Raw genomic sequence first — 11,329 nt, 5'->3', positions numbered from 1 at the left:
CCCCCCCCCCCCACCACCCCCCCCCCACCCACCACCGCCCCCCCCCCCCCCCGAACAGGCCCCCAGCCCCTCACCCCCCCCCCCCCCCCCGCCCCCACCACAGGCCCCCCCCAGCGGGCCCCCCCCCCCCCCGGCCCGCCCCGCCGTACGACGAACCACCCCACCACCGACGCGTGCAGCAGCGTGAACGCCACCAGCGCCCCGACGTTCACCACCGACACCAGCTGGTCGAGCCCGTCGTCGCGCCGGGCCGCCCACACTGCGGCCACCAGCGTCACACCCGCCGCCACCAGCAGCGCAACCCGCGGCGTACCCCCGGACGTACGCCCGCAGAGGCCCCCGGAGGCACGCCCGGAGGTACGCCCGGACGTACGCCCAGACCTGCCCCCGGAGCTACGCCCGGACGGTCCCTCGAACGCACGCCCCGACGTACCCCCGGCGGTACGCCTGGACGCGCCCCCAGACGTACGCCCAGCCCCGCCCCCGGACGTACGCGCCAGCCCCCGCGGCAACCGCCCGTCCCGGCCCATCGCGAACAGCAGCCGCCCGGCCGCCGCCTGCCCCGCCAGCGCCGCGAACGCCGCCCCGACCGCCTTGCTCACCGCCACCAGGTCGTGCAGCCAGCGCCCGACCGAGGCGTCGACCGCGTCGTAGAAGGCCGGCCCCTGCGCGGCCGGGTCCGCCGCGAGTTCCGCCGCCGGGACCGGCGCCAGCAGCGCCGCCACATAGGTCTGCGCCACGAACAGCAGCCCCGTCAGCCCCAGGCAGAACAGCACCGCCCGGGCCACCCGCCGCGACCCCCCGGTGGCCTCCTCCGCGAAGGAGGCGATAGCGTCGAAGCCCAGGTACGAGAGCACCGCCACCGACACCGCGCCCAGCACCGCCGCCGTGGAGAACGCCGGCGAGCCGTCCCCGGTCAGCGGCGACAGCCAGCCGCGCCGCGCCCCGTCCCGGACGAGCACGGTGACCGCGGCGACCAGGAACACCGCCAGCACCACGAGCTCCCCGGCCAGCACGGCGAGGCCGACGCGCGCGGCCGCCCGTACGCCCCACAGGTTGAGCAGCGTGGTCACCACCACCGCCAGCGCCGTCCACACCCACCGGGACACCCCGGGCACCAGCGCGTTCATCGCGATCCCGGAGAACAGGTACGCGACGGCCGGGACGAGCAGGTAGTCCAGCAGCGCCATCCAGCCGGCGACCGTGCCCGCACCCTCGCCCAGCCCCTTGCGCGCGTACGCGTAGACCGAGCCGGCCTGCGGGGCCACCCGCACCATCTGCGCGTAGGAGAAGGCGGTGAACCCCATCGCCACGGTCGCGCAGACGTAGACCAGCGCGACCGCGCCGTGCGAGCGGGCGTCCAGCGTGCCGAAGATCCCGACCGGGGCCATGGGGGCGATGAAGAGCAGGCCGTAGACGACGAGGTCCCGGAAGCCGAGGTTCCGTCGCAGTGCGCCGCCGGGGGCCGGCGCAGCCGTCGCGGCCGTGTCGGCAGGCGCCATCACTCCTCCGGGGGGACGCGCGGGGGACGCGCAAAGGGACGTGCGGGGGACTCATGTGCACTCATGTGCGACCCAGTCTGCGCCGACCGGGCGACGAACGGCCTGCTGGGGACCCCCGTACGATGAGGGCATGACTGCTCCCGCTTCCCGCCGTGTCCTGCTCGCCGCGCCCCGTGGCTACTGCGCAGGTGTGGACCGAGCCGTGATCGCCGTCGAGAAGGCCCTTGAGCAGTACGGCGCCCCGGTGTACGTCCGGCACGAGATCGTGCACAACAAGTACGTGGTCCAGACCCTGCAGAAGAAGGGCGCGATCTTCGTCGAGAAGACGGAGGAGGTGCCGCCGGGCAACATCGTGATGTTCTCCGCCCACGGCGTCGCCCCGACCGTCCACGAGGAGGCCGCGCGCGGCCGGCTCGCCACGATCGACGCGACCTGCCCCCTGGTCACCAAGGTGCACAAGGAAGCGATCCGGTACGCCAAGGAGGACTTCGACATCCTCCTCATCGGCCACGAGGGCCACGAGGAGGTCATCGGCACCTCCGGCGAGGCCCCGGACCACATCCAGCTCGTGGACGGCCCGGCCGACGTGGCGAAGGTGGAGGTCCGCGACGAGTCCAAGGTCGTCTGGCTCTCCCAGACCACCCTGTCGGTGGACGAGACGATGGAGACGGTCGACGCGCTGAAGGAGAAGTTCCCGCTGCTCGTCTCCCCGCCGAGCGACGACATCTGCTACGCCACGCAGAACCGCCAGGTCGCGGTGAAGCAGATGGGCAAGGACTCCGACCTGGTCATCGTGGTCGGCTCCAAGAACTCCTCGAACTCCATCCGGCTGGTCGAGGTCGCCAAGGACGCCGGCGCGAAGGCCGCCCACCTGGTGGACTTCGCCACCGAGATCGACGAGGCCTGGCTGGAGGGCGTGACCACGGTCGGCCTGACCTCGGGCGCGTCGGTGCCGGAGGTGCTGGTCGAGGAGGTCCTGGCGTGGCTCGCCGAGCGCGGCTACGCGGACGTGGAGCTGGTCAAGACGGCGGAGGAGTCGATCACCTTCTCCCTGCCCAAGGAGCTGCGGCGCGACCTTCGGGCGGAAGCGGCGGAACTGGTCGCCGACCAGTAGTTCCTTTCGTACGGTATGTCCATGCAGACCACAGGCCTGACCAACGGCCGGATCATGGGTGTGGACATCGGCGGCTCCGGCATCAAGGGCGCCCCGGTCGATCTGGGGCGCGGCGCACTGGCGCAGGAGCGCCACAAGGTGCTGACTCCGCAGCCGGCCACCCCCGAGGCGGTGGCCGGCTGCGTGGCCGAGGTCGTCCGCAACTTCGCCTGGGACGGACCCGTCGGGGTCACCTTCCCGGGCGTGGTGACGGCCGGCGTCACCCGGTCGGCGGCCAACATGGACAAGAGCTGGATCGGCGCGGACGCCCGTACGCTGCTGTCGCGGGAGCTGGGCGGCCTGCCGGTCACGGTCCTGAACGACGCGGACGCGGCGGGCGTGGCGGAGATGACGTACGGGGCCGGCCGCGGCCGCTCCGGCACGGTCATCCTCCTGACCCTCGGTACGGGCATCGGCAGCGCGATCTTCACGGACGGCCGGCTCGTCCCGAACAGCGAGCTGGGCCACCTGGAGCTGAACGGCCATGACGCGGAGAAGCGGGCGTCGGTCAAGGCCAAGGAGGACGGCGACCTGAGCTGGGAGCGCTGGGGCCGGCGGGTGCACAAGTACCTCAAGCACGTGGAGATGCTCTTCTCCCCGGACCTCTTCATCATCGGCGGCGGCATCAGCCGCAAGGCCGACCGCTTCCTCCCGCTGGTCGCCGACGGGATCCGCGCCGAGATCGTGCCGGCGACCCTCCAGAACAACGCGGGCATCGTGGGCGCGGCGATGGCGGCGGTGGACGGCGGCGGGCAGTAGGCGGCCGGTGGCCGGAGGCCAAGCGGCGGGCGGTCGGCGGACCACAGGTCAGGGGTCGGACGGCAGTCGGCTCAAGGGACAGTCGGATCGGATTGGACCAGTCTGCTTCGGATCGGATCGGATCGGATCGGATTCGGTTCGACTTCGGGTCAGAGGGCGGCGCGCCGGGGCATCCGCCGGCGCCGCCCGATCAGCACGGCCTTCCTCACCACCGCGATCAGCGCGGCGAGGAGCGTGCCGGCGTAGAGCCACCCGGCGTTCAGCGACAGGGTTGTGACCAGCCCCATCAGCTGCGCGCCGAACCCGTTCGAGCCGTCGGTGAGCGGCCAGGCGCCGGCGGCGAAGGCGATCGGCGCGGCGACCGGGGCCGTGATCAGATCAGCCGGCCGCACCCACACCGCGGTGGCCGCGGCCACGGGCAGGAACAGCACCACGTACGCGGCCGTCGACGCGTCGAACAGCAGCCAGTCGATGCCCGCCGCCAGCACCATGCCGACGCACGCGAACAGCCCGCCGCCGAGCCCGGTCAGCCGCGGCCGCGGCAGCCGCCGCCGGGGCGCGCCCGGACGGGGCCGCGCGGGGCCGGTACGGGAACCGGGCGTACGGGAACCGGGCGTGCGAGGGCCGGGTGTGCGGGGACCGGGCCGCGGCCCGGGCACGGCGGCGGCGGACCGCCGCTGCGCGGGGTGATGATCTGACCGCGTCCTGTGTTGCTCCACCCCTCGAGGCTAGGCGCCGCACCCCCTCGGAGACCTGCGGGACACGCGTAAACTGTCTGATGGCCCGCTCCGGGCCGTACCCTCCAGCAGCTACGGGAAGTCGCCAACGTGTCGCTCACGATCGGAATCGTCGGTCTGCCGAATGTCGGCAAGTCGACCCTGTTCAACGCCCTGACCAAGAACGACGTGCTGGCGGCCAACTACCCGTTCGCCACCATCGAGCCGAACATCGGCGTCGTCGGCGTCCCGGACCCGCGCCTGAAGGGCCTCGCCGAGGTCTTCGGCTCGCAGCGGATCCTGCCGGCCACGGTGGACTTCGTCGACATCGCGGGCATCGTGCGCGGCGCCTCGGAGGGCGAGGGCCTCGGCAACAAGTTCCTCGCGAACATCCGCGAGTCCGACGCGATCTGCCAGGTCATCCGGGCTTTCAAGGACGAGAACGTCGTCCACGTCGACGGCAAGGTCTCGCCCAAGGACGACATCGAGACGATCAACACCGAGCTGATCCTCGCCGACCTCCAGTCCATCGAGAAGGCGATCCCGCGCCTGACGAAGGAGGCCCGCCTCCAGAAGGACAAGGTCGCGGTCCTCGCGGCGGTCGAGAACGCCCAGAAGATCCTGGAAGCCGGCGACACCCTCTTCTCCCAGGGCATCACCAAGGGCACGGAGCAGGGCGACCTGCTCCACGAGCTCCACCTCCTGACGACGAAGCCGTTCCTCTACGTCTTCAACGTCGACGAGGACGAGCTCATGGACGACGCCTTCAAGGCCGAGCAGAGCGCCCTGGTCGCCCCGGCGGAGGCCATCTTCCTCAACGCCAAGCTGGAGGCGGACCTCGCCGAGCTGGACGAGGACGAGGCCCTCGAACTCCTCCAGTCGGTCGGCCAGGAGGAGCCGGGCCTGGCCACCCTGGGCCGCGTCGGCTTCGCCACCCTGGGCCTCCAGACGTACCTGACCGCAGGCCCCAAGGAAGCCCGCGCCTGGACCATCAAGCAGGGCGCCACGGCCCCCGAGGCGGCCGGCGTGATCCACACGGACTTCCAGCGCGGCTTCATCAAGGCCGAGGTCATCTCCTTCACCGACCTGGTCGCCTGCGGCTCGGTCGCCGAGGCCCGCGCCAAGGGCAAGGCCCGCATGGAGGGCAAGGACTACGTGATGCAGGACGGCGACGTGGTCGAATTCCGCTTCAACGTGTGAGCGGATGAAGTAGCACCACGTGACTGACGTGGTGGCACATACGCAGGTCAGAAGGGGTCGGGCTGCTGGGAGTCCGGCCCCTTCGTCGATCCCGTGCCGGGGCGATGCCGGATGCTCTGACCTGACGTCAGGAGCGTTCAGGTGTCGTGAACGGTGGAGCGGTGTCCGACGTGTACCACCCACACCACCAGCTCGCCGTTGTCGATCGTGTAGATCACGCGGTAGTCGCCCACCCGTAGGCGGCGGCGGTCGGGCTGGGAGACGAGGGCTGTGGTGTTGAACCCCAGTGGATCGGTCTCCAGCTCGGTCGGCTTGGCCAGAGTGCGGAGGGCTATGCCTCGCGGGACCTCGCAGAGCTCCGCCTGTGCCTCGGGGCGGAAGACGGTGCGGTACTCACTCACCGCGTGTACATAACGCGTCCCCGGCGCGAGCGACGGGCTTCGCCGCGGTCGCGCGTGCTGGATGTGCTGGATGAACTTCACTGTGCTGGATCGGTGCTGGATGGGGCTCCGGGAGCCACGTTTTCGCAGGTCGGAGCGCTGTGCTGAAGATTCCGCGTCAAAGTGCGATCGTTTCATTACTGTGCGCTAGTGGGTTGGTTTGCTGTGGATTGCAGAGTTCAGCCCTCTTGCGGGCTGAACCCCTTTGCCCCTCTCGTGCGAACTCGGTGCCATGGTCGACGAACGCTGACGCATTGACGCAATGTTTGCGTCATTCTATGCTGTGGGCATGCTCTTCCCCACGCCCGCTCTCAAAGCCGAGGATCAGCGTGTTCTCGGTGAGATCGAAGACCTTCGCCGCTCGTTGCGCCTGCAGGTCCGGTCCGCTCCGGCGAAGTGGACCGACGGGCTGCGCAAGTTCTTGACCGCGGATGCGGTAGCGGCCTCCAACTCGATCGAGGGCTTCAAAGTGTCCACGGTCGACGTCGAGGACCTTCTGGAGGGTGAGCGCGACGTCGACGTCTCCGAGGAGGACCGCGAGGAGACGCTCGCTTATCAGCGGATGATGACCTACATCCAGACGCTCCACGATGTTGCGGACTTCCGTTACAGCAAGGAGTTGCTCAACGCGCTCCACTGGATGCTTCAGGGACACCGGCACGCCCCACGCAAGCCGGCTGGGCAGTGGCGGCGCGGGGCGGTGTACGTGACGGACGCCCGCGATCCCAGCATCGCGGCATACACGGCGCCGGACGCGGCCGATGTGCCTGCGTTGACGGGTGAACTGATCGAGTGGCTGAACGCGGACGATGGCAGCCATCCGCTGGTACGGGCCGCCATGGCGCATCTGCACCTCGTTTCCATCCACCCGTGGGCGGATGGAAACGGCCGCATGTCCCGGTCCCTCCAAACGCTCATGATCGCGAGAGAGGGAGAGCTGGCCCCCGAATTCTCCTCGATCGAGGCTTGGCTGGGGCGCCCCGGCAACACCTGGGAGTACTACCGCGAGCTGCAGCGCCGGGGGGCCACCTACCGCCCCGACCAGGACGTCTCCGACTGGGTCCGCTTCAACCTCACCGCGTACCACCAGCAGGCGCAGACCGTACGCAGTCGCCTGGATCGTTCGAGTCGGGTGTGGCTTCTGCTCGGTGAGTTCGCGGAGGTCCGGGGGCTGGAGGAGAGGGTGGTTTCCGCTCTGCATGACGTGGCGATGTCTGGGCGGGTGCGTCGTACACGCTACGAACGAGCGGAGGACCTGAGCCTGCAGCGGGCTCAGCGCGACCTGCGGGATCTCGTCGCGGGTGAGGTCCTGACACCGGTCGGCCGCACCCGTGCCCGCTTCTACACCGCCGGACCCGCCTTTCCGGAGTCAGCCCTGGAGGCGGCTCGGACGCCGCTGCCGCTGGCCGATCCGTACACGCGCTGAGGGCATCTCGCGGACTGGGCTTTGCCTTTCCTGTTCCGGGAGTGGTACACGTCCTGGCTCAAGAACGACCGCAAGATGCTGGCCCGGATCAACAAGCTCATCGAGGAACCACCTGCCCGGGGTGTGGTCGCGGCGGATCGACGACGAGCACCGGCTCGTCTACCTGGTCACCGACAAGGACATCGTCATCCTGGCGGCGCGCTACCGCTACTGACCGCTCGGCATACGAGGCGGAGGCGGAGGCGGACGGGGCCGGCTCCGGCGGGAGCCGGCCCGTCCGTGGGGTCAGATGTGGGGGACGGCCGTGGCGAGGACGACCTCGAACTCCTCCAGGCTCTGGGTGGTGAAGCGGGCCTTGGCCGTGGCCTCGCCGCGGACTGCTGCGACGGTGCTGCGGGATGCCGCCAGGGTGTCGCGGTCGGCGTAGACGGTGGCGACCGCGGCTCTGCCCCGGTCGCGGTCGAGGAGGAGGGAGGTGCCCTTCAGGCCGGGGATTGTTTGGAGCCTGGGCAGCGCGGTCTCCCGGAACGTCTCCACCAGCAGGTCCATGTCCGTGGGCTCGACGTCCATGCGCACCAGTCGGAACCCCGCGCCGGGCCCGAGGTCCTCCGCGCGCCGGGCGACGGCCGCCTCCCAGCTGTCGATCGCCGCGGTCTGTGCGAAGGGGGCCAGCATCTCGGTCCGTTGCCCGCGCAGGGTCTCGTCGCTGGCCTGCCGGGACGCCTCGTCCTCCCACCACGATCCGACCAGGAGCTTGCCGAGCTCGCGGTCGACGAACAGCCCCATGCCCCGATAGCCCGGCTGCGCCGACACGAGCTCGCGCCCTTCGGTCCGGACCGTCTCGGCGACGGCGTCGAGCCGGGCCGGATCACCCGTTGCGTAGATGGTGCGCACGTACATGGCGGCCTTCCTGCCTTCCGGTGCCCGGGGTGCGGGCTCGTTCTTCCCCACCCTCCATGCGATGGCCGGGGCGTACGCGGGGCAACGCGGCAGGGGCGTTCGGGTGAAACGCGGGGCCGGGCAGGCGGAAGGAAGGGAGGAAGGAAGGGGTCAGAGGCCGCGGACCGTGGCGATGGTGAAGGTGGTCGGGGTGCCCGTGGACGGGGTCATCGGACCGCCCTTGTCGAACTGGGAGCGGACCACCAGGGTGCGGCCCGGGACGTGGGTGAGGGTCGTGGGGATCTGGAGGGACGGGTCCGTGAGGGTGCGGGTCAGGTAGGCGTGGGTGGCGTCCGGGGACAGGCGCCAGCGGGTCAGGGTGTTGGTGGTGTTGTGGGCCACCCGGAGGGTGCCGTCCGGGGCGAGGTCCAGGCCGTCGGCGTGCTTGAGGTCGGCGCCGTGCAGGGTGACCCGGCTCTGTGCGCCGGTGCGCAGGTCGATGCGGTGCAGCTCGCCCGCGGTCATGTCGACGGCGAGCAGCCAGCGGCCGAAGCGGTCGGAGACGATGCCGTTCAGGCCGATGCCGCCGGTCGGCAGGTGGAGGTCGTACGCCGGCTGGAGGGTGCCGGTGCCGGCGGCCAGCTGCGACGGGGTCACGCGGTAGATCACGTTGCGGAGGCTGTCCGTCAGGTAAGCGGTGCCGTCCGGGGTGATGGTCAGGTCGTTGACGAAGAACGGGTCCGTGCCCGTCACCTCGAAGTGGGCCAGTCGCGTCCTGGTGCGGGTGTCGTAGACCGCGACCCCGGTGGTGGAGTCGGTCACCCACAGCCGGCCGCGGGCGTCCACGCGCAGGCCGTTCGCGGTGTCGCGGCCGTCCGCGCCGGCCGGGAGGAAGACCTCGGCCGTACGCCGGCCCGGGCGGGCCCGGTACACCGTGCCGTCCGCGTACGAGCCGACGTACACGTCGCCCGTGCGGGCGTCCGCGGCGATGCCCTCCGGGTAGACCTTCTCGCCGGGGAGGGAGAAGGCCGTGGAGATGCGCGACGAAGTCGGAGCGGAAGCCGTGGTCGAAGCCGAAGCCGAAGCCGAAGTCGAAGCCGTCGCCGTCGCCGTCGCCGTCGTGAGGGTGATCAGGGTCGCGGCCAGGGTCAGGGGGAGGAGGGTCCTGGCTGAGCGGCTGGGCAGCATGAAGAGTCCTTCTTGTTATTAGGGGGCGCTTGGCTTGGTGTAGGCGAATCTATGTTAGAGGTCTAATGCTCGCAAGAGGTTTTAGGATTCGGGGATGACCTCCATGCCCCCCGAGGAGCGCATCGGTTCCCACGTCAAGCGCGCCGAGCAGGCCCTGGTCGGCGCCAAGAACGCCGCGCTCAAGCCGGCCGGGGTGACGGTTCCGCAGTACGCCGCCCTGCTGTGGCTCGCCGAGAAGCCGGGCATTTCCGCCGCCGCGCTGGCCCGGCTGTGCGGGGTCACCCCGCCGACCATGAACACGGTGCTCAAGAACCTTCAGGAGCGCGGCTGGATCGAGCGCAGCCCGCACGAGTGGCACCGCAACGTCCTCGAAACGCGGCTGACCGCCGAGGGGCGCCTGGTCATGGAGCTCGCCGACGCCGCGGCCGTACGGGTCGAGCGGGCGCTCGCGGCCGCGTTCTCGGCGGAGGAGCGCGAGCAGCTCATCGCCCTGCTCGGCCGGGCCGCCGACGTGCTCGACGCCCAGCGGTAAGGGGACGAGGAACACCGCCCGGCGTGAGACGCGTGCCATGTTTTTGGCCGGTATTGAAACCTGTCGCCGTCTTCGTGCATCAGGACCAGTGGAGAGCCACCCGACTTTCTGTCCCGTGGTGGGGCAGTCATGACCGTTCGGAGCGAAGTTCGTGCACCAGTACCCGCAGCGCCCGCGGCCCGATGACCAGCCGTACCCGCCGTACCAGCCGGCGAGCCACGTGGCGCAGGAGACGCAGGAGCTCCCGGCCTACCAGGCCCGCCCGCCGTACGGTCAGCCGTACGGGGACCAGTACCACCAGCCCCCGCACCAGCCGCCCCACCAGCCCCAGCACCACGACTTCCACCAGGAGCCGCACGACCCGCCCCGGAAGTCGCGCAAGAAGCTCTGGATCAGCACCGGCCTCGTGGTCGTGCTGCTCGCGGCCGGCGGTGCCGGCTGGGCGTACTTCAAGACCGACTGGTTCGACGGCAACGGCGAGACCGTGAGCTACGGCAAGCCGCCCGCCTCCGGCCAGGGCGGCGGCGGGAACGGCGGCGGCGGTGCCGCGAAGCCGACCGGCGACCCCGACCTGTCCCTGCCGACCGGCCCGGCGGCCGAGTTCAAGCAGACGACCAAGCTCGACGACGGCACCCGAATATCCAAGACCCGGCTCAAGGGCGCCAAGTCCGGCTTCGAGGGCGACGTCTGGGTCTGGACGCCCAAGGAGTACGACGACCCGAAGTACGCCAAGAGCGGCTTCCCCGTACTCATCGCGCTCCCCGGCGGCAACGGCCACCCCACCAACTACTGGGCCGACCGCAGCCTCGGCCTGCAGAAGGCCGTCGCCGAGGGCGTGGGCAAGGGCACCAGCCTGCCCTTCATCCTGGTCATGCCGGTCCTCAACCCGGACGCCAAGTACTACTACGACGGCTCCGACATACCCAACCAGCCCAAGATGGGCACCTGGATGTCCGAGGACGTACCGGACCTCGCCCGCGCCAACTTCCGCACCTGGAAGTCCCGCGACGGCTGGGCCTTCATGGGCAACTCCTCCGGCGCCTTCGTCGGCCTCAAGCAGCTCATGCAGCACCCGGACAAGTTCCGGGCCGTCATCGCCAACGGCGGCGAGACCGCCCCGGACTCCCCGCTGTGGAAGGGCTACAAGGCGGAGATGGACGCCAACGACCCCGGGAAGCTCGCCCAGAAGCTGGTCACGGCCAAGGGACCCGAGGTCTACGTCAACTTCCAGTACGGCACCAAGGAGGGCGGCCGGGACCGGCTGGAGAAGTTCCAGAAGGACTACGGCAAGGGCCCCGTCAAGATAGACATCCATGAGATCAAGGGCGGCGACCACAACGGCTGGGACTACGTCCGGGGCATGAAGGAGCAGGGCCTGCAGGCCATCAGCAAGATCATGAAGGCGCCCAAGGCCGACGCCGGGTGATCTCGCCGCCGTGACGTCGTGACTCCGTGACGTCGTACGCGTGAGGTGGCTGAGCTCTCAGCGGTGCCAGGCAACCCATCGACTCGTTCATCCCTCTGTAAAGGGTGC

General features: G+C 70.5%; 11 protein-coding genes and 1 pseudogene. 7 read left to right on the top strand and 5 right to left on the bottom strand.

What is annotated here, in order from left to right:
• Nucleotides 1-1,502 (bottom strand): APC family permease (locus tag GPJ59_RS09570; RefSeq protein WP_219666045.1); only part of this gene is annotated, 1,502 nt, incomplete at its 3' end.
• A gap of 130 nt (nt 1,503-1,632) precedes the next feature.
• On the opposite strand from GPJ59_RS09570, the gene GPJ59_RS09565 reads away from it, so the two are divergent.
• Nucleotides 1,633-2,616, top strand: a complete 984-nt coding sequence (locus tag GPJ59_RS09565; protein ID WP_219666044.1) for a 4-hydroxy-3-methylbut-2-enyl diphosphate reductase — start codon at nt 1,633-1,635, stop codon at nt 2,614-2,616.
• A 21-nt stretch (nt 2,617-2,637) separates the two neighbouring features.
• Nucleotides 2,638-3,414: a polyphosphate--glucose phosphotransferase gene (gene ppgK / locus GPJ59_RS09560; RefSeq protein WP_258024121.1), complete on the top strand. Its 777-nt coding sequence runs from the start codon at nt 2,638-2,640 to the stop codon at nt 3,412-3,414.
• 149 nt (nt 3,415-3,563) lie between these two features.
• Here ppgK and GPJ59_RS09555 read toward each other — a convergent pair whose 3' ends face one another.
• The gene (locus tag GPJ59_RS09555) at nt 3,564-3,905 is read right to left on the bottom strand and encodes a DUF6542 domain-containing protein (protein WP_374200823.1); all 342 of its coding nucleotides are present in this window, start codon (nt 3,903-3,905) and stop codon (nt 3,564-3,566) included.
• A 336-nt stretch (nt 3,906-4,241) separates the two neighbouring features.
• Here GPJ59_RS09555 and ychF point away from each other — a divergent pair, with 336 nt between their 5' ends.
• A complete protein-coding gene (ychF, locus tag GPJ59_RS09550) occupies nt 4,242-5,330 on the top strand; it encodes a redox-regulated ATPase YchF (RefSeq protein WP_219666042.1) in 1,089 nt (362 codons plus the stop codon).
• A gap of 137 nt (nt 5,331-5,467) precedes the next feature.
• Here the strand turns inward: ychF and GPJ59_RS09545 are convergent, their stop codons facing one another.
• Entirely contained in the window at nt 5,468-5,731 is a 264-nt protein-coding gene (locus GPJ59_RS09545; RefSeq protein WP_219666041.1) for a type II toxin-antitoxin system RelE family toxin, read from the bottom strand.
• A gap of 328 nt (nt 5,732-6,059) precedes the next feature.
• Between GPJ59_RS09545 and GPJ59_RS09540 the strand changes: the two genes are divergently transcribed.
• Both GPJ59_RS09540 and GPJ59_RS09535 read left to right on the top strand, forming a co-directional pair.
• Nucleotides 6,060-7,196: a Fic family protein gene (locus GPJ59_RS09540; RefSeq protein WP_219666040.1), complete on the top strand. Its 1,137-nt coding sequence runs from the start codon at nt 6,060-6,062 to the stop codon at nt 7,194-7,196.
• Between the two features lie 21 nt (nt 7,197-7,217).
• A pseudogene (locus GPJ59_RS09535) lies at nt 7,218-7,410 on the top strand (type II toxin-antitoxin system YoeB family toxin).
• 71 nt (nt 7,411-7,481) lie between these two features.
• On the opposite strand, the gene GPJ59_RS09530 reads toward GPJ59_RS09535, so the two are convergent.
• The gene (locus GPJ59_RS09530) at nt 7,482-8,096 is read right to left on the bottom strand and encodes an antibiotic biosynthesis monooxygenase (protein ID WP_219666039.1); all 615 of its coding nucleotides are present in this window, start codon (nt 8,094-8,096) and stop codon (nt 7,482-7,484) included.
• Nucleotides 8,097-8,246: 150 nt separating this feature from the next.
• On the bottom strand, nt 8,247-9,263 hold the full coding sequence (locus GPJ59_RS09525) for an SMP-30/gluconolactonase/LRE family protein (protein WP_219666038.1): 1,017 nt from the start codon (nt 9,261-9,263) through the stop codon (nt 8,247-8,249).
• Between the two features lie 94 nt (nt 9,264-9,357).
• Between GPJ59_RS09525 and GPJ59_RS09520 the strand changes: the two genes are divergently transcribed.
• A complete protein-coding gene (locus tag GPJ59_RS09520) occupies nt 9,358-9,795 on the top strand; it encodes a MarR family winged helix-turn-helix transcriptional regulator (protein ID WP_219666037.1) in 438 nt (145 codons plus the stop codon).
• 151 nt (nt 9,796-9,946) lie between these two features.
• Nucleotides 9,947-11,221, top strand: a complete 1,275-nt coding sequence (locus tag GPJ59_RS09515) for an alpha/beta hydrolase (RefSeq protein WP_308120208.1) — start codon at nt 9,947-9,949, stop codon at nt 11,219-11,221.
• Nucleotides 11,222-11,329: the final 108 nt, after the last annotated feature.

The organism is Streptomyces bambusae, from assembly GCF_019400985.1.
GTDB lineage: Bacteria > Actinomycetota > Actinomycetes > Streptomycetales > Streptomycetaceae > Streptomyces > Streptomyces bambusae_A.
This window is presented reverse-complemented; position numbering and strand designations above follow the sequence as displayed.